Annotated in this window: 16 protein-coding genes; 7 read left to right on the top strand and 9 right to left on the bottom strand. The window is 54.4% G+C overall.

What is annotated here, in order from left to right; all coding sequences use genetic code 11:
* Window positions 1-294: 294 nt before the first annotated feature.
* Window positions 295-1,410 carry an NADH:flavin oxidoreductase gene (locus tag ABNS66_RS02060; RefSeq protein WP_286695504.1) on the top strand — a complete coding sequence of 372 codons (1,116 nt, stop codon included), beginning with the start codon at window positions 295-297 and terminating at the stop codon, window positions 1,408-1,410.
* Between the two features lie 6 nt (window positions 1,411-1,416).
* Here the strand turns inward: ABNS66_RS02060 and radC are convergent, their stop codons facing one another.
* Entirely contained in the window at window positions 1,417-2,091 is a 675-nt protein-coding gene (gene radC / locus ABNS66_RS02055; RefSeq protein WP_204997121.1) for a DNA repair protein RadC, read from the bottom strand.
* Between the two features lie 114 nt (window positions 2,092-2,205).
* Between radC and coaBC the strand changes: the two genes are divergently transcribed.
* From coaBC to slmA, 4 genes are all read left to right on the top strand, one after another.
* The gene (gene coaBC, locus ABNS66_RS02050) at window positions 2,206-3,423 is read left to right on the top strand and encodes a bifunctional phosphopantothenoylcysteine decarboxylase/phosphopantothenate--cysteine ligase CoaBC (protein ID WP_286836498.1); all 1,218 of its coding nucleotides are present in this window, start codon (window positions 2,206-2,208) and stop codon (window positions 3,421-3,423) included.
* Between the two features lie 106 nt (window positions 3,424-3,529).
* On the top strand, window positions 3,530-6,004 hold the full coding sequence (locus ABNS66_RS02045) for a phosphomannomutase/phosphoglucomutase (protein ID WP_286695502.1): 2,475 nt from the start codon (window positions 3,530-3,532) through the stop codon (window positions 6,002-6,004).
* A 52-nt stretch (window positions 6,005-6,056) separates the two neighbouring features.
* The gene (argB, locus tag ABNS66_RS02040; protein ID WP_204997116.1) at window positions 6,057-6,980 is read left to right on the top strand and encodes an acetylglutamate kinase; all 924 of its coding nucleotides are present in this window, start codon (window positions 6,057-6,059) and stop codon (window positions 6,978-6,980) included.
* Between the two features lie 8 nt (window positions 6,981-6,988).
* Complete coding sequence (slmA, locus tag ABNS66_RS02035; RefSeq protein ID WP_286695501.1) at window positions 6,989-7,573, top strand: nucleoid occlusion factor SlmA; 585 nt, start codon at window positions 6,989-6,991, stop codon at window positions 7,571-7,573.
* Window positions 7,574-7,576: 3 nt separating this feature from the next.
* Here the strand turns inward: slmA and ABNS66_RS02030 are convergent, their stop codons facing one another.
* Both ABNS66_RS02030 and pyrE read right to left on the bottom strand, forming a co-directional pair.
* Entirely contained in the window at window positions 7,577-8,188 is a 612-nt protein-coding gene (locus ABNS66_RS02030; protein ID WP_286836500.1) for a hypothetical protein, read from the bottom strand.
* An 82-nt stretch (window positions 8,189-8,270) separates the two neighbouring features.
* On the bottom strand, window positions 8,271-8,918 hold the full coding sequence (pyrE, locus tag ABNS66_RS02025) for an orotate phosphoribosyltransferase (protein WP_036256932.1): 648 nt from the start codon (window positions 8,916-8,918) through the stop codon (window positions 8,271-8,273).
* 358 nt (window positions 8,919-9,276) lie between these two features.
* On the opposite strand from pyrE, the gene ABNS66_RS02020 reads away from it, so the two are divergent.
* On the top strand, window positions 9,277-10,059 hold the full coding sequence (locus tag ABNS66_RS02020; protein WP_286695499.1) for an exodeoxyribonuclease III: 783 nt from the start codon (window positions 9,277-9,279) through the stop codon (window positions 10,057-10,059).
* Window positions 10,060-10,099: 40 nt separating this feature from the next.
* On the opposite strand, the gene rph is transcribed toward ABNS66_RS02020, so the two are convergent.
* Window positions 10,100-10,825: a ribonuclease PH gene (gene rph / locus ABNS66_RS02015; protein ID WP_286695498.1), complete on the bottom strand. Its 726-nt coding sequence runs from the start codon at window positions 10,823-10,825 to the stop codon at window positions 10,100-10,102.
* Window positions 10,826-10,953: 128 nt separating this feature from the next.
* Here rph and ABNS66_RS02010 point away from each other — a divergent pair, with 128 nt between their 5' ends.
* Window positions 10,954-11,820 carry a YicC/YloC family endoribonuclease gene (locus tag ABNS66_RS02010; RefSeq protein ID WP_348655195.1) on the top strand — a complete coding sequence of 289 codons (867 nt, stop codon included), beginning with the start codon at window positions 10,954-10,956 and terminating at the stop codon, window positions 11,818-11,820.
* Between the two features lie 170 nt (window positions 11,821-11,990).
* Here ABNS66_RS02010 and ABNS66_RS02005 read toward each other — a convergent pair whose 3' ends face one another.
* The 5 genes from ABNS66_RS02005 to ABNS66_RS01985 are packed head-to-tail and all read right to left on the bottom strand — an operon-like array spanning window position 11,991 to window position 18,862.
* Window positions 11,991-12,443, bottom strand: a complete 453-nt coding sequence (locus ABNS66_RS02005; RefSeq protein ID WP_286695497.1) for an ion channel — start codon at window positions 12,441-12,443, stop codon at window positions 11,991-11,993.
* Window positions 12,440-15,634, bottom strand: coding sequence for a CusA/CzcA family heavy metal efflux RND transporter (locus ABNS66_RS02000; protein WP_286695496.1), 3,195 nt, complete (start codon window positions 15,632-15,634; stop codon window positions 12,440-12,442). The genes ABNS66_RS02005 and ABNS66_RS02000 overlap by 4 nt, the downstream gene beginning before the upstream one ends.
* Window positions 15,627-17,168 (bottom strand): efflux RND transporter periplasmic adaptor subunit, encoded by a 1,542-nt coding sequence (locus tag ABNS66_RS01995; RefSeq protein ID WP_286695495.1) that lies wholly within the window; start codon window positions 17,166-17,168, stop codon window positions 15,627-15,629. The genes ABNS66_RS02000 and ABNS66_RS01995 overlap by 8 nt, the downstream gene beginning before the upstream one ends.
* Window positions 17,161-18,492 carry a TolC family protein gene (locus ABNS66_RS01990; protein ID WP_286695494.1) on the bottom strand — a complete coding sequence of 444 codons (1,332 nt, stop codon included), beginning with the start codon at window positions 18,490-18,492 and terminating at the stop codon, window positions 17,161-17,163. Before ABNS66_RS01990 ends, ABNS66_RS01995 begins: the two co-directional genes overlap by 8 nt.
* The gene (locus ABNS66_RS01985) at window positions 18,470-18,862 is read right to left on the bottom strand and encodes a cupredoxin domain-containing protein (RefSeq protein WP_286695493.1); all 393 of its coding nucleotides are present in this window, start codon (window positions 18,860-18,862) and stop codon (window positions 18,470-18,472) included. Before ABNS66_RS01985 ends, ABNS66_RS01990 begins: the two co-directional genes overlap by 23 nt.
* Window positions 18,863-18,867 lie beyond the last annotated feature (5 nt).

The following is an 18,867-nucleotide window of genomic DNA, read 5'->3' as shown; positions in this document are numbered from 1 at the left end:
ATGAATTCTGCTTCAAAACTTTCGCTTTAAAAAATATGGGCCGCAGCACCGGGAAAACCAGTGCCCGAATCAGGCTCGCTTGACACCGCGCAGCGGTCAGACCCAAATTGAGCGCGACTTTATACCAGAAGCCTCCCCCCTAATCAATGAAACTGGTGAAAAAACCAGCATTGCGGTGCAGATGTGCCGCTATCGCCATTGCCAGTTGCGTGTTAAGCTCAAATTTGTATCGCGCGCGACTAAATTCGCGCCCGCACACATTTTGAGAATCAGCCCCGTGGAGGCCACCCAGTTATGTCACGCGACGCTCTGTTTACCCCCTTCTCCTGCAAGTCATTGCGGCTACCCAATCGCCTGGCCATGGCACCGATGACGCGCTCGCACTCGCCCGGCGGTATTATCTCCGATGCCATGCGCGGCTACTACCAGCGTCGCGCCGAAGGCGGCGTCGGCCTGATCATCTCCGAGGGAACAGGCATTGGCCGCCCCGGCGCGCTCAACGACGCCAAGGTTCCCCGTTTTCACGGCGAAGCCGAGCTCGCCGCGTGGCAGCAGGTTGTCGAAGCGGTACACGATGCCGGTGGCCACTTTGCCCCCCAGCTTTGGCACGTGGGCGCGATGCGGGCCGCGGGCGGCGCCGAGCGCATTGACGACGCGCTACTAGAGAGCCCGTCAGGGATTCCCTCACCCGGAAAAACCCGGGGCCGCGTCATGTCCGACAGCGACATTGCCGACACCATTGATGCCTTTGCCCAAGCGGCCCTCGCCGCGAAGCAAATCGGCTGCGACGCCGCCGAGTTTCACGGCGCCCACGGCTACCTGATTGATGAATTCTTCTGGGGGCCGACCAACCAGCGCGACGACAAATATGGCGGCAAGACGCTGGTAGAGCGCAGCCGCTTTGCGGTGGAGATTCTCAAAGCGGCGCGGGCAGCGGTGGGTGAAGACTTTGCGCTGATCCTGCGAATTTCCCAGTGGAAGCAACAGGACTATCAGGCCCGACTCGCCGACACCCCCGAGGAAATGGCCGCCTGGCTTGAGGCGCTCAGCGACGCCGGGGCCGATATTTTCCACTGTTCACAGCGCCGCTTTTGGGAACCGGAGTTTGAGGGGTCGTCACTGAATTTTGCCGGCTGGGCGAAGAAGCTGACCGGCAAACCCACTATCAGCGTCGGCTCGGTTGGCCTTGAGGGCGACTTCCTCGACACACTAGCCAAAGGGATGTCATCTGAGCGCGACCAGCACCAGCGCATGGACGAACTCGAGCAGCGCATGAGCGACGGCGAGTTCGACCTGATCGCGGTTGGCCGGGCACTGCTGCAAGACCCCAATTGGGTCGCCAAGTTGCACGATGGCCGCGAAGACGAGCTGCAAAGCTTTGATGTGAAGTCGATGATGGCCCTGAGCTAGCGCGCTTTACAAAAGGCCGCGCTCCGCCAGGGAAATCACCTCGGGGCCGGCCACAATGCAGTGATCTAACAAACGAATATCCAACAGCTGCACAGCCTCGCGGATGCGGGCCGTGATTCGCACATCGGCGTCGCTGGGCTCGGCGACCCCACTGGGGTGGTTGTGGGCAACGATTATCGCCGCGGCATTTAGCTCCAGAGCGCGACGGGCAATCTCCCGCGGGTAGACAGCGGCGCCGTCAATCGTGCCAAAAAACAGCGGCTCATAGGCAATCAGCGCATGCTGGTTGTCCAGATATAGCACCGCAAAAACCTCACGCCGCTCGCCGCGTAACTGGGCGCACAAATACTGTTTGGTCGCTGCCGCGCTGGCGAACACCTGCTCGCGCTGGAGGGCCTCAGCTAAATAGCGGCGGGACATCTCAATCACAGCCTGCAGCTGAACATACTTGGCATCACCCAGCCCCTTTGACTGGCAGAAGCGCTGCTGGGAGGCCGACATCAGTGCCGCCAGCCCCTCGTGCTCCGCCAACAACTCCCGTGCGAGATCAACCGCCGATTTGCCGCGTACGCCGGTTCGCAGAAAAATGGCGAGCAACTCGGCATCGGACAGCGCCTGGGCGCCACGCTGCAACAGTTTTTCACGGGGCCGTTCATCCGCGGGCCAATCACAGATTGCCATACCACCCTCCTTGGTGATGCTGCAAAGCAAAACGATGTTTATGGACGCTCCGCCTAGTGCCAATCGCCTTGAAAGTTCATAATAGCGGCTTTATTGGCAATATCGAGCCCAGGCATGAAGCAGCTCAGTAATCGACAAATCCTTCTCGGCATCACTGGTGGCATCGCCGCCTACAAAAGCGCCGAGCTAGTGCGCCGCCTCAAAGATCACGGCGCCGATGTGCGAGTGGTAATGACAGCCGCCGCAATGGAGTTCATTACCCCGCTCACCCTTCAAGCGCTGTCGGGCAACCCAGTGCACACGGCACTGCTCGACTCCGAAGCCGAAGCCGGTATGGGCCACATTGAACTGGCGCGCTGGGCGGACTTGATCCTCGTCGCGCCGGCCAGCGCCGACTTTATGGCGCGCCTGGCAAGCGGCCGCGGCGACGACTTACTGACCACCCTGTGCCTGGCAACACCCGCGCCCATCGCGCTGGCCCCGGCAATGAACCAGGGGATGTGGCGCGACCCCGCAACCCAGGCGAACGCCGACACGCTGCGCCAACGCGGTGTCGCCCTGTTCGGCCCCGCAGCCGGAGAACAGGCCTGCGGCGATATTGGCCCCGGCCGCATGCTCGAAGCCGAGCAACTGGCAGAGCTGGCAGCCGGGTTATTTAACAGCCGCGCGCTGGACGGTATTTCCCTGAGCATTACCGCCGGCCCCACGCGCGAAGCGATTGATCCGGTTCGCTATATCAGCAACCACAGCTCCGGCAAAATGGGCTACGCACTGGCCGAGGCGGCTGCCGACGCCGGTGCCCGCGTCACCTTAATTAGCGGCCCGACCCAGCTGCCCTGCCCGCCGCGAGTGACACGGGTAGATGTCATCAGCGCCGACGACATGTATCAGGCGAGCATTGCAAATATGGGCAGTTGCGATATTTTCATCGCCTGCGCCGCAGTCGCAGACTACCGCCCGGCCCACATCGAAGAGCAGAAAATAAAGAAGCAGAACACGTCGATGCATATCGAGCTGGTGCGCAACCCAGATATCGTTAGCGCTGTAGCCAGCCACGCTCAGCGGCCCTTCACGGTGGGCTTCGCTGCCGAAACGCAAGACGTTATTCACTACGCTAAAGGCAAACTCGAGAAAAAGAACCTCGATATGATTATTGCCAATGACGTCTCGGACACACGTATCGGCTTTAATTCTGATGAGAACAGCGTGACGATCATCGACCCCAGCGGACAACAAAAACTGGAGCAGATGGGTAAGCGCCAACTCGCGAAACAATTGATCGACCTTATCGCCGCGCGATACGCCGAGCAAAAGCGCGATCACAACGGCTGAGGCGGGCAAAGATTCTCCGCTTGTGCCGCCTTTCGCTAGACAGCAGCCCAATGCACTACCATGATGAAAGTTCTAAACCAACTTTTGCAGAAGATCAGCCAGGCCCATGACAAAAAAGCGTAGCGCCAAAGCGGCCGTTAAATTTCCACTTTCTCCTGCGCGCAGAGATATTCTCGCCTCCGGTATTGTCTGCGCCGCGTTGATTATCGGCGCGTTCTACTGGATCCAAACCATCGAGCTGCCGCGCAGCCTGAATCAAAACGTTATTGGTGTTACCAGCAATATCGCCGAACACCAGCGCAAAGTCGTTATCGATGTTGTCGACTCAATCGGCAAGCGGGTTAGCGCCCAGGCGGCAAGTCCCGCCATCGCCGAGGCACTGATCCGCGGAGATCAACAGCGGCTTAAGCAGCAGGAGCGCGACCTGCAACGCAGCTTCCCTGCGGCAATAGATGCCAAGCTTATTCAGCTGGGCGATCAAGGTATCGCCGACGAGCGCAGCCAAACGGATCGGCTGCGCAACCACATAGAAATAGACATGCTGCGCAAAGCCACTGACACCGGCAAGCTCACCATAGAAGCCTACCGCCACGACGGCCAGTGGATCATCTCGATGCTGCAGCAAGTGAATGCACGCGGCGCCATTATCGTTAGCTTTGATAGCCAATTTTTTGCGCGCATCCTGCGAAATATTGCAGGCACCAGCGTGCACAGCGAGTTGGTGCAGCGCTACAAAGACCGAGAAGACATCGTCATTGCCGCTGACTCAAAACAATTTAGCGAGTATATGGTGAGCCGGAACCTACCCGTGCCCGGCTGGACATTGCATGTGCTGCCGCAGTCGGCAATGCTAGAGACACTGCGCGTCGACGGTACACTTATTTGGCTTGCGGGTTTGCTTTGCCTTGGCATCATCGTCGGCAGCCACAGCATTTTCTTTCTTCGCGCCGATCAACAGCAAAGCAGCCCAGCGCCGCAACCCGCCCCTGCCACCAAGTCACCGCCACCCAGCCTCGAGCAGCAGCTGGCCCGCAAACTGGCTGCGCGAAAGCCCAGTGAAAGCGACCAAGGTACGGCGCCATTTAACCCCCAAGGCAGCCTAACCCCGCCCCTCCCCGAAGCGGCACCACTGCGGAAAAAAGCCGCCGCGCACGCCGAGCCTCCTGCTCCCCAGCCAGCGACAGATACAGAGCCGGAAGAGAGCGGCCCGGCTTTGGCATTGAACTGCTTTCGCGCCTATGACATCCGCGGCATTGCCGACCGCGACCTTAGCGACGCGCACTGCGTGCAAATTGGCCTGGCGCTGGGCAGCGAGGCCCAGGCGCGCGGCCACAGCAAAATGCTGCTGGGGCGCGATGGCCGCAACAGCAGCCCACGCATTCGCGAAGCCTTACTCAAAGGCCTGTTAGGCAGTGGCGTTGATGTTGTCGATTTAGGCATTATCGCGACGCCCATGCTCAACTTCGCCTGCAACGACCTGAATATTGGCAGCGCCGTAATGATCACCGGCAGCCACAACCCCGCTGACCACAATGGCATGAAAATGCTGTTGGATTTTCAGAGCCTCACGAGCGACGACATACAGTCCTTGGCGCGACGCATTGAAAGCCAGAATTTCGCCAGTGGCGACGGCCAACTCAGCAACGACAGCATTGAGCAACGCTACATCGACCGAATATGCAGTGATGTCGTGGTCGCACAGAGTTTGAAAGTGGTCATCGACGCCGGCAATGGCGCCACCGCCAACATTGTTGTGCCACTGTTTGAAGAACTGGGCTGCGAGGTGGTGCCGCTGTTCTGCAACATCGACGGCAGCTTTCCCAACCGCGACCCCGACCCCACGATCCCGGAGCACCTGGATGCTCTCGCCGCAGCGGTTAGCGAGCACCAAGCAGATATCGGCATCGCCTTTGATGGCGACGGCGATCGCGTAGCGGTAGTAAGCGCCAGCGGCCGACGCCCCCGCGCCGACGAATTACTGATGCTGCTCGCCGACGACATGGTGAGCCGCAACCCCGGCTGCGAGGTGTTGTTCGACGTAAAATGCAGCCGTCTGCTCAGCCAGCTTATTGTGAATCACGGCGGCCGCCCCACCATGTGGAAATGCGGCCACTCACATATGAAGCGTAAGATGGCCGACAGCGATGCACTGCTCGGCGGCGAGTTCAGCGGCCACATCTTCTTTAAAGAGCGCTGGTATGGCTTTGATGATGGCATGTACGCGGCGGCGCGCCTGCTTGAAGCGCTCACGCTGGCCGGCACCACCCTCGACGACGAACTGGCCGGCTACCCGAGCTTGCACAGTAGCCCGGAGATACTGATCGCCGTGGACGACGAGCGAAAATTCTCGCTGGTGCAAAGCTTCGCGAATCACGCCAAGTTTGACGACGCCCAGCTTATCGACATTGACGGCCTGCGCTACGAATTTCGCAATGGCTGGGGCTTATTGCGCGCCTCGAATACCGGGCCGGCAATCTCCCTGCGCTTTGAAGCAGACAGCCCGGCCGCCCTGGATGGAATTCGTGAAAGCTTCGCACAAACCCTGGCGAAGATTGATCCGACCCTGGCAGATGGTCTTTAATAGTCACCCTTTTTATACGGCCGACTAATCGGCCCCCAGCACGAGAAACACTATGTCACTCAGCCGCGACGCTGCGGGCGATGTCGCCCGCGTTCTGACCGAAGCACTGCCTTATATTCAGCGCTTCACCGGCAAAACCATCGTTGTAAAGTTTGGCGGCAACGCCATGGTCGACGACCAGCTCAAGGAGCACTTTGCGCGAGACATCGTGCTGATGAAACTGGTTGGCATGAATCCCGTGGTGGTTCACGGCGGTGGCCCGCAGATTGGCGACCTGCTAAAACGGCTGCAGATCGAATCGCGCTTTGTGGAAGGCATGCGCGTGACCGATAGCGACACCATGGACGTGGTCGAAATGGTGCTGGGCGGCAGCGTCAACAAAGAAATTGTCTCACTGCTCAACCACAACGGCGGCAAGGCCGTAGGCCTGACAGGCAAAGACGGCCAATTAATTCGCGCCCGCAAGCTCAAGGTTCGCCACAAGACACCAGAAATGTCGGCCCCGGAGATTATCGATATTGGCCATGTTGGCGAGGTGGAAAGTGTTAGCACCGACGTGCTGGATATGTTGGTAAACAGCGACTTTATCCCGGTGATTGCTCCCATCGGGGTCGGCCCGGATGGCGCCTCATACAACATCAATGCCGACTTGGTTGCAGGGAAAATTGCCGAGGTCTTGAAGGCTGAGAAGCTGATGCTGCTCACCAATATCGAGGGCCTGAAAAACAAAGAAGGCAAAGTCCTCACCGGGCTGAGTACCGAACAGGTCGACGCGCTGATTGAAGACGGCACCATTTATGGCGGCATGTTACCGAAGATCGGCTGCGCACTCAGTGCCGTGAATGCCGGCGTGAACAGCGCCCATATTATCGATGGCCGCGTGCCCCATGCCGTCCTGCTGGAAATCTTCACCGACACCGGTGTGGGCACCCTCATCACCAACAGCAGCGTGCAAGCTGCAGACAGCGGCGAATAAGGCAGGCCATGACTAAGCGACCTTCTCGCCGCGACGAAATTCTGCAGTCTCTGGCCACCATGCTGGAAAGTCAGCCGGGCAGCCGTATTACCACGGCAAAACTGGCTGCCGAAGTCGGTGTTTCCGAGGCGGCGCTATACCGCCACTTCCCCAGCAAGGCGAAGATGTTTGAAGGCCTGATTGAGTTTGTAGAAGAGGCTATTTTCAGTCGCGTTGCGCTGATTTGCAGCGAAGAGGAGCAGGCAGAAGCGCAGCTCGCTAAAATCCTTCACCTGCTGCTGGCTTTTACCGAACGCAACCCCGGCATTACTCGCATTTTCAATGGCGATGCCCTGGCGGGCGAGCACGAGCGCTTGCGCAGCCGCGTGCAACAATTTTACGACCGACTGGAAATGCAGCTGCGACAAATATTGCGCGAAGCCGAACTTCGCGAGGGGCTGCGCACCCAGGCCACCGCCAATACCACAGCAAACTTACTGATGGCCTGCGTAGAGGGGCGTATCGGGCAATTTGTGCGCAGTGAATTCAAGCGCCTGCCGAGCGCAGACTGGGATGACCAATGGCAGCTACTGCGAGCGACCGTATTCCGCTAGCCGCTAATTGCTCTCGCTGTGAAAAGCACGGCGTCGTTTTACATTTTCCTGCAGCTGAGAGAAGCGGGCCTTGTCTCGCTCGTAGGCCTCTTCCACCTCGAACAATTCCGCGTTGCGTCGCTCAAGGTCACTCTCGGTAGCACTGACTTCGCGACGCAAATCATTTAGCGTTTTCGCCAATGCCTCAGGAACGGAGCGACCGCGGCGCTCCTGCTCGGCCGCTTCAGACTGATTCTTTCTAACCTTGTCTTTCAGCGCCGACAAATTGCTCTTCAGTATCGAAATGCGTACCCGTATGTCATTGAGTGCACGCGCCTTGGCGTGGTCAATATCGGCGGTGTCGCTGTAACGCAGCAGCAGGGATTCATCCCAAGCGCGCATTTTTTCCTCGGCTTCAGCTCGCGCTTTTGCCACCGCTTTCTCGCGCTCCCACGCCTCCCGCTCGGCGCCGGTCAGCTGCGCGGCCACACTCTTCACTACACTGCCGTCAACGCGGATCACATCGTAGCCGCGCGGCACGACATCAGGTGGTAAGCGATCGAGGATAACCACCTTATTGTTGGCATCGACGTAGCGATAAAACAGCTTCTCTGCCGCCAGGGCAGGCGCGCTCACTACGGCCAACGCGAGGCATAGTGGGCTGAGAAACCGTAACGACCAACAAGGCATAAACTCTCACTCTCCTGTTTTTTGTGAACTATAACGACACACCGTAGCGCTCACGATACGCACTTACCCTAGATACTAGTTCAGGATCGCCTGCACCGGCATTCAGATACTCAACAATATCGTTAAGGCCAACAATACTAATGACTGCCAGGTCGCGCTCGCGTTCCAGCTCCTGAATCGCCGACAGCTCACCCTTGCCGCGCTCCTGGCGGTCGAGACCAATCGCCACCGCCGCCACGCTGGCGCCCGCGGCTTCGATCATTGTAATGGCCTCGCGTATCGCCGTACCCGCAGTAATCACGTCGTCAATAATCAATACACGGCCCTGCAGCGCCGCGCCCACCAAGGTACCGCCCTCGCCATGGTCTTTGGCTTCTTTGCGGTTATAGGCAAAGGGAATGTCGATATTGTGGCGCTCTGCAAGTGCACAGGCCGTTGCCGCAGCCAGAGGAATCCCCTTGTATGCCGGGCCAAACAACACGTCGAACTGCACCCCCGAGTCCACAATGGCGTCAGCATAGCAGGCCGCCAATGCGCTTAAGGCGCCACCGCTGCTAAAACGGCCGGCGTTAAAGAAATACGGGCTGACACGTCCCGACTTCAGGGTGAATTCACCAAAACACAGCGCATCGCTGTCGATGGCCTGGCGGATAAACTGCTGCTGAAAAGGCTTAATACTCATGGGCGGCTACGACTCATCTCACAAAAGCTGGATTGTAGAGCCCCTTATTGTACGCACCGCGGTGGCCGCGGCCCAGAGCGAAGCGCGGGCATTGTAGGCAAAACTCCGCGGAACGCCCTCAATCATGGTGTTTTTGCCGACATTCACGCCCAATTGATTGTCGTAAAAAGGGTTTCATTGTAGTCTAAACACCTGTTTAGTACGGACTTTGCAAGTGTCGATCTCGTCGCATCGCAATCTCCTTTAGAGGCTTGCAACGCACACAGCACGGCCTACTCTGCCCCAATAATGGCGGGCGACAGTATCGTTGAATAAGGGCATCAGGCCCGCATAGTAGACACACGGGAAGCACATGAGAATCATCAGCTTTTGCGCTGACAGCATCACTGATGCTGCGGAAAGAGGCTTTTTTGACTGGGTCGTCAAGCAGGACGCGGATATCATCTGCCTGCAAAACCTGGGTATAGCCGAGTATAAGCTTCGCGACGACGTCTTCTTCCCCCGCGAGTATAACCCGTACTTTTTCGATGCCGCCGATGGCAAAAGTAACGGTGTCGCGATTTACTGCAAACAGCTACCCAAAGCCATTATGACTGGCCTCGGCTTCATGGATTTTGATATGGATGGCCTCTACATCCAGGCCGATTTCGACAATATCAGCATCGGCAGCCTGCTGGCACCCAGCGTCCCCGACGGCGACAGCGAGGCGCAGATCCGCAAAAATAACTTCTTTGAGCAGTATTACAACCACCTGCACAAAGTCCGCAACAAGCGCCGCGACTTCGTCATTTGCGGCAACTGGGGCATCGCCCACAAAAGCATTGATATTCAGGATGTGAAGGGCAACCACGGCGTATCAGGCAGCCTTACTGAAGAGCAGCAGTGGATGGAACGCTTGTTCCATGAAGAACACTACGCTGACGCCTTCCGCCTGGTGAATACCGATGCCGATGAGTTCAGTTATTGGCCCGACGGCGAGCCAGGCAAAAACGGCTGGCGCGTAGACTATCAGGTGGTGTCAGAAAGGCTGATTCCGCGCGTTGAGTACGGCGCCATCTACAAAGTGCAGCAATTCGGCAAGCACGCGCCGGTAATCATGGATTACGACTACGAATTGCCAGAAAGCGCCTTTTAAGCTTATAAGCGGCGGAGGCTGAGCCTCCGCCGCACGCCCGCTACTCCGCTAAAGCGGCCTGCTGCGCCGCGATCAACTCGGCTATACCCTTCTCTGCCAAATCCAGCATCGCATTCATTTCATTGCGATTGAAAGTTGCCCCCTCAGCGGTTCCCTGCACTTCAATTATGCCGCCCGCCTCGTCCATGACCACATTCATATCGGTCTCTGCTGACGAGTCTTCAATGTAGTCCAGGTCCAACACTGGCTGACCTTCATAAACCCCAACGGAAACCGCAGCCACCATTTGCTTGAGGGGGTCAGCGCTGATCGCGCCGCTGCGCTGCAAATGCCGAATGGCATCAACCAATGCAACGCCAGCGCCAGTAATGGATGCTGTGCGCGTGCCGCCATCAGCTTGGATTACATCGCAGTCCAGCGTAATGGTGTGCTCACCCAGCAAGCTCAAATCCACCGCGGCACGCAACGAGCGGCCAATTAAACGCTGAATTTCCTGAGTGCGGCCCGACTGCTTACCGCGCGCCGCCTCGCGCCCCATCCGACTGCCGGTACTGCGCGGCAACATGCCGTATTCAGCCGTGATCCAGCCCTGTCCCTTGCCGCGCAAAAACGGCGGAACGCTAGCATCAACCGAGGCCGTACACAGCACCTTCGTTGCACCGGTTTCGATCAATACAGAACCCTCGGCGTGACAGGTGTAGTTGCGGGTAATACGCAGCTCGCGTTTTTCATCGGCGCTGCGGCCACTCGGTCGAACAAAACTCATAGCAATCTCCTCTACTGAAGCGCGACAGTATACCTGCCGCACAGGCACTGAAGCGAAACCCGTTTCCCGCTACAATGCCAAGCCTGCGTATCAATACCGTGACAAGACGCTACTAACAGGGGACGCCCGTGACTATTTGCAGTATGACCGCCTTCGCCCACCGCCGCAGTGAACATGACTGGGGTACCGCCATCTGGGAGTTGCGCTCCGTCAATCACCGCTACCTGGAGCTGTCGTTTAAACTCCCCGAGAACTGGCGCCAGTTGGAACCAGAGCTGCGCGATCGGCTGCGCAAGACGCTGCAACGCGGCAAAGTGGAATGCTCGCTGCGTATTAACCTGCAAGAACAAGAGCAAAGCCTGACGCTTAACCAAGAGCTGGCCGAGCAGCTGCTCAACACTGCAAACGCCCTGCGGGCCGATATTGCCCATGCTGCGCCTATCAACGTACTAGAAGTATTGCGCTGGCCTGGCGTCATGCAAAATGCCCAGGTCGACAGCGACACCATTAGCAAGGCACTGCTGACCAGCTTTGAGCAAGCCCTGCAAGACCAATGCGACAATCGCCAACGCGAAGGCCTAGCACTCGCCGACCTGATCGAGCAACGCCTCGTCAGCATTGACAGCATCGTCGCCGATTTACGTCAGCGCATGCCGGAAATCGTCAGTGGCCAACGGGATAAACTTCGCCAGCGGCTCGCCGACCTGAAAGCGGAGCTCGACGCCGAGCGGCTCGAACAGGAAATGGCCCTCATTGCCCAGAAAGCCGATGTCGATGAAGAACTCGACCGCCTCGACACCCACGTAAAAGAAGTGCGCCGCGTACTCAAAAAAGGCGGCGCAGTGGGTCGGCGGCTCGACTTCTTAATGCAGGAGCTCAACCGCGAGGCCAACACCCTGTCGTCCAAAGCCGTTGTTGCCGAAAGCACCCAGGCCGCAGTTGAACTGAAAGTACTGATCGAGCAAATGCGCGAACAGATCCAGAATATTGAGTAAGCTCATTGTGCCGTCATCCAGCTTACTGACGGCAACCGGCTTTTCTGAGGAACTAACCAGCCGTAGTTTTTACAGCCGATATCTCATTGATTTTTAATAGGTTTATAATTATTTCGGTATTATTCCGGAAGCGCTATTTCGCCCTTATCAATCAGCATTAAATTTATTAATTAGGAATTATTTTGACCTGAACACGAGTTATCCCAGGGCCATAAACGCCCCATGGCCAAGAACGTAAATGAAGCAGACCATGTAATCAGTAGAAAACCGTTAAGCGCTTCCATGGCGGTAATAAACCGAATATGGCCTTCAGGCTGAATATCGCCCAAACCCAAAGTCGTATAGACAACACCCGAATAATATAAATAACTCATGGCATCAGTAACTGGTGAACCTCGAAATGTGCCAAGTTCAAATGAGGTCACTGATAAGCTGTAAGTGACTGCGTATATGCCAATTTCTACAATATGTGTAAGAAACAGCACAACGACAATCACTAACACCTGTGTATGTGTTGGAAGCTTAAGCTTTGGGGTGTTTTCACCCAACCAAAGCAACACCCGATAGTGAAGAGCAAAAGTCACTGCAACCAGGGCAAACGCCAACACGACAGCCAGTATCACGCGGAATTTCCTCCTTCGCGTATTTGAGGGAAGTTTTCCGGCGTGGCAGAGTCTGTCCTTCTTTTTTCCTGGAGCTGTAAAATAAAGCTATAAATAACCGGCAATACCAACAGATTGAGAACCATAACCGTCAGCATTCCGCCCAGCATTGGCGCAGCAATGCGATGCGTAACGTCCGACCCGGTACCGCTACTCAACATAATGGGAACTAATCCTGCCATGGTCGAGGTCGCCGTCATAGCCACCGGTCGTACACGCTTTGATGTTGCCGAGAGTACAGCGTCCTTGATTTCATCAAACGACAAAACACCTTGAGCAGCAGCCCGCCGCTTGGCAACCTCCGTATCAATAAAGCTTAATACCAGCACACCAATTTCCGCCGCCATCCCCGCCAACGCTATAAAACCTACAGCCACGGCGACTGACATATTGTAATCATTGATATAGATAATCCAGATGCCACCAACCAAGCCAAACGGAATTGACATCATCACTACTAATGGCTCGGTGATATTGCGGAAATTGAAATAGAGCAACAGGAATATAATAAGAAGCGTTGCTGGTGCGACAATACTCAAACGCGCTGCGGCCCGCTCCATATACTCAAACTGCCCCGACCAGGTAATCGTATAGCCAGCAGGCACTGTGACCTGCTCCTCAAGGACACGCTTTGCCTTGTTAACAAAGCCACCGATATCCGAGGTTGAAATATCAACATATATCCAGGCATTGGGCCGCGCATCTTCACTTTTTATAACCGGCGGGCCACGCTGATAATCAATATCCGCGACCATCGCCAGCGGAATTTGCGTACCTGTTGGCGTGGGTATCAGTACCCTTTTTAGCGTCTCCATGTCATCACGCAATTCACGCGGATACCGTAGATTCACCGGATAGCGTTCAAGCCCTTCGACCGTTTCGGTGATATTCATGCCGCCAATAGCACTTTGGACAATGTCTTGCACGGCACCTACGGTAAGACCATAGCGCGCTGCGCTCTCCCGGTTGATTTTAAAATCAAGATAATAACCGCCCACTGCTCGGTCACCAAAGGCTGAGGTTGTTTCCGGCAGTGTTTTCATGGCTTGCTCAATATCCTGGGAAACCTGCTGCAGAACATTGAGATCAGGCCCTGACACCTTGATACCAATAGGCGTTTTAATACCCGTCGATAGCATGTCGATACGGGTCTTGATCGGCATTGTCCAGGCGTTGGCTAAACCAGGAAACTGTATCGCCTGATCCATTTCATTCATCAGATCCTTGGTAGATTTTGAGGGGTCTGGCCATTCTTCTTTAGGCTTTAGACGTACGGTTGTCTCGATCATAGCCAGAGGCGCCGAGTCAGTCGCTGATTCTGCTCGCCCAACTTTACCAAATACATGGTGTACCTCAGGAAATGTAGACAGGATTTTGTCAGTTTGTTGTAGTAGCTCCTTGGCTTTAGTAATCGAAATACCCGGAAATGTGGTCGGCATATAGAGGATATCGCCCTCATCTAGGGGCGGCATAAATTCACTACCCAGCTTCGAATAGGGGTAATAAGTGACCGCCAACAAACCTAGCGCCAATGCCAGTGTGACACTCCTCCATCGCATGGCGAGCTTCAGGGTGGGCCCATGAATCGCGTGAAGCGCGCGATTGATCGGGTTTTTATGCTCAGCCACGATGTTACCGCGTAGAAAGTAACCCATCATCACAGGAACAAGGGTAATCGCCAGAATAGCTGACGCCGCCATCGCATAGGTTGCAGTAAAGGCCAACGGGCTAAATAACCGCCCTTCTTGCGCCTGCATGGTGAAGATGGGTAGAAATGACACGGTGATAACGAGCAGCGAGAAAAACAACGCTGGCCCTACTTCTTGACAAGATGCCCGAATCGTTTTCCAGCGTTCATCCAGGGTCAGATCACTTCCTTTATCTTCACGAGCCTCAGCTAACCGGCTGTGGGCATTTTCCACCATTACAATCGCCCCATCGACCATCGTGCCAATGGTGATCGCTATCCCTCCCAATGACATGATATTGGCATTCAATCCTTGAATACGCATGACGATAAAGGCCATCAGGATTCCTAAAGGCAGCGTGATAATCGCCACGAACGCTGATCGCGCGTGTAACAAAAACAAGATCACCACCAAGCTAACAATAACCAGCTCCTGAAAGAGTGAGGTATTCAGGCTTTTAACCGCTCGCTCAATCAAATCGCCACGGTCATACACGGGAACAATCTCAACGCCTTCAGGCAAGCCGGCCTTCAGTTCTTCCAGCTTGGCTCGCACCGCCTGAATAGTCGCCAATGCATTTTCGCCAAAACGCATAATGACAACGCCACCAGCAACCTCACCTTCACCGTTAAGATCAACCAACCCCCGGCGAAGCTCAGGACCTATTTGCACATGCGCCACATCTTGAAGTCGAATGGGAGTGCCGTCTTTATCCACACTAACGGGGATGCTATTGAGGTCATCAATCGACTGTATATACCCTAGGCCACGAACCATATATTCCGTTTCAGCCATTTCCACTAGACGGCCACCTACATCTTTGTTGGACATTTTGATGGCCGTCTTGATTTTGTTTAGCGGGATGCTGTAACGAAGTAAGGCGTTGGGGTCGACTTCAACTTGATACTGTTTTACGTAGCCACCAACTGACGCAACTTCAGCGACCCCTTGCACCGTTTGCAAGGGATAACGCAAGTACCAATCCTGCAGAGAGCGCAGTTGCGCCAGATCATGCTTACCTGCTTTATCGACCAAAGCATATTCATATATCCAGCCAACCCCAGTAGCATCTGGACCTAGCGTCGGCGTAATACCTTGAGGCAACCGACCACTCACGTAGTTGATCGATTCCAGCACCCGTGATCTCGCCCAATACATATCGGTGCCATCTTCAAAAATAATGTACACAAAAGACAGTCCAAAAAACGAGTAACCTCTAACCACTTTGGTCTTAGGTACCGCCAGCATTGAAGTGGTTAACGGGTATGTCACCTGATCTTCTACTACTTGGGGAGACTGACCTGGATACTTGGTAAAAATGATAACCTGAACGTCGGACAAATCTGGGATGGCGTCCAACGGCGCATTTTTATAGGCAAACAATCCGACTAGCGCGACAATGACAGTCGCAATCAGCACCATAAAACGATCACGCAGAGAGGCATTAATAATGGCATTAATCATGGTCATGCACCCCATGCGTTAAATCATCCGTCTTTTCGCTCATATCCATGTCCGCGTGACCATTCATCTGCATCTGGGAATGCTCAATCATATCCTCCTTGCTATGTTCCATTTCCTTAGGGCTTTGCATAGTCTTTGCGCCATCTTCTGAACTAGTATCAGAGCTGTTCAGCACTTCCATCATCTTGGCAGTTGCTTCGCGTAACTTTGATTCCGAATCCACCAAGAACTGAGCCGAAGTGACAACTTCTTCCCCTGCATCCACACCGCTCAACACGGCAACCTGACCATTGGACTCGATACCTAGCTCTACCAGCCGTGGCTCGAACTTACCCGGCGCTCTAACCACAAACACCTGTGTCCGCCCACCCGAACGGATCACCGACTCTGCAGGTATTACCACAGCATTGTTTTGGGCGTCCGACTGGATACTCACTTCTGCAAACATATCGGGTCGTAACAACAACTCACTGTTGTCGAAAACAAGCCGCACCTTGGTAGTCCGTGTTGTCGGCTCGGCGTAAGGGTAGATATAGTCCAGCGAGCCCGTGAAGGTTTTCCCGGGCACTGAGGCTAGCGTCATCTCAACCTCATCACCCACCTTGACCCAGGGCAACTCATATTCGTATACATCGGCGTATACCCAAACCTGACTTAGGTCTACCATCATGTAGAGTTCAGTTTTCGGTGTCACATACTGCCCATGACGCGAGCCAATGCGTATTACCGTTCCCGCCACTGGAGAGTGGATATGAAGGCTCTTCTTTATCTCTCGACTCTGCTCCAACTCTTGAACTTGATGTTCAGGCACATCCAACAACTGTAGCCGCTCACGGGAACTTTTGACCAAATCCCGTGCTCCCTGTTTAATCTCGTCAAATGGACTCTTCTCCAGTGCTGTTAGATTATTCAGTGCCAACAAATATTCTTGCTGCGCGGAAACAAGCTTCGGGGAATAAATGCTTAGCAAAATGTCATCGTCAGCAACATTTTGCCCTGTCTTATCTACCCGTATTTCCTCTATCCATCCTTCGACTTTAGGGTGTAGACGAGCCATACGCTCCTCATTAAAGTCTACCCTGCCCACAGCTCGGATAGTGCGACTAATGGCTGTCTGCTGCGCTATCGCGGTACGTACTCCAATGTTCTGTACAATCACGGGATCGATTTTGACAGTACCCACGACCTCATTGGACTCTTCATCGGCATAAACAGGCACATAATCCATACCCATCGAATCTTTTGCTGGCACAGGGGAAGTCACTGAAGGATTCATCGGGTTTCTATAGAAGAGTATCTCCCGCTCCGAGGGCTTATTATCTTCTTCGGCATAGACCGGTATATAGTCCATGCCCATTGAATCCTTCGCTGGCACAGGGGAAGTAACGCTTGGATTCATTGGGTTTCGATAAAATATCGGCTCTTTTTCATCAGTCGCTGCAGTAGTGGCAACACTCCTACCAGATAACCAATATCCAGCTCCTAGTCCTATACCTAGCATGAACACGGCTATAACTAGTGTCGATTTATTCATAAACAGATTCCTCGCCGACAGCGGCCTCCAGGCGTGCTAATGCTTGTTTTGCATCACTCAACGCCTTCCAATATTGCAATTCATAATTAAAGAGAGTCATTTGGCTGCGCACTAAGTTAAGAAAATCAACTTCACTGACCTGGTATCCTGCCAACATGGATTGAACGGTTTGCTGTGCTTGTGGAACGATGCCGCTGCCATACAATGAAAACTGTTGTTTAGCCTCTTGATAATCCGTAACAGCAGAGGATATTGCAGCCATTACTAAGCCTTTCTCATCCAGTAAGGCGTAGCGATTCATTTGTAGCTCACTGCTTCTTTGCGAAACAGCTTTGGACTGTTTCCTGCCAGAATAAAGCGGAACCTTCACACCCACCATGACGGAGAAGAAATCTGAACGCGAACCACCCATAGGCGGAGGGTTGTCTCCGGTTCTATCACCGTAAGTAACCCCCAATTTAAAATCGGGGTAGTAGTCACGCTTAGCCAGATCCAGGCGTGACTGGGCGGCCTCGATTTTAGTTTCCATTTTTTTGAGTAGCGGACGCGAAGATTCTGCTTGCAGATAGAGCGCGTTCTCATCGGCCAAAGCCGGCATTAACTTGGAAACCTGATCAGGTAAGACAATGACATCATTCGCCGGTCTATCCATCAGGATATTGAGTTTAATCGCCTGGTTGCGACGTATCGCTTTCAATTGAATTTCTTGATCCATCAATCTGGAAAGCTCTAACTGGGCGAGCAGCACATCCTGCTGCAATCCCTTTCCTGTTTCATACTTAGTTTGTGCAACCGTAATAAATTGCTGAAGTAAGGCCTGGTTGCTTTTTACTGTATCCAAAGCACGATCTAGATAATAAAGTTGCCACCATTTACTCTTCACATTCTTCACGAGCAGTAAACGCACCTCATCGACTGAGTGCCCAGCTGCCTTTGCGTCATATTCAGCAGCTTCTTCTTTTAGCCCCAGCTTTCCCGGAAAAGGAATAACCTGAATGACACCTACCTGAAGCTGAGTCATGGGCTCCTGATCTCTGTCGAAGCTGTCGGTGGGGAAATTCATGGCATTCAAGCTGACCATAGGGTCTGGCAGGGCTCCAACTTGGGACGGCACCTCTAATAAGGCTTTATAGCGTTCTTGCACTTCGGCCAAATTTGGATTGTCACTGACAGCCACTTCAACAGCCGAATGTTCATTTAACACCGAGGAATTAACTTCACTGGCATACACGTTATTATTAACAATAAGGAGCTGCGTTAAAAATAATGAAAATGCGTATGTGCGCGAAAAAACTGTTCCCCTAAATTTTAGCTTTTTTAGCATAGTTATAACCTCCGTTCTCTTTAACTATCAGCACACCGCGGTACATTTGCATTTGGCAGGTGAACGGGTATTCCCCTGATGCTAGAGGCGGCAGGCTGATGTCTTTGGATTTGTTTAAAGGCAGCTCTTCGCTGATATCGAAATCTGCAAAAACCACGGTTGCCGCACAAGGCGATGCGTCTTTGCGGAGGAAGCGTAACGTCGTATCTTGGCCCGCCACCAATCGAATTCTTGAAGGCTCATACGTGCCGTTATCCACCACGATGGTCACGGTGTTTTTATCTGCTGAAACAGCCTGGGGCTTATAAAGCCAGAACCACCAGACAATTAGTGCAATCAGTAGTATACCCAGCAGGTTAATGATCATCATGTCGG

The organism is uncultured Spongiibacter sp. (assembly GCF_964011655.1).
Lineage (GTDB): Bacteria > Pseudomonadota > Gammaproteobacteria > Pseudomonadales > Spongiibacteraceae > Spongiibacter > Spongiibacter marinus.
This window is presented reverse-complemented; position numbering and strand designations above follow the sequence as displayed.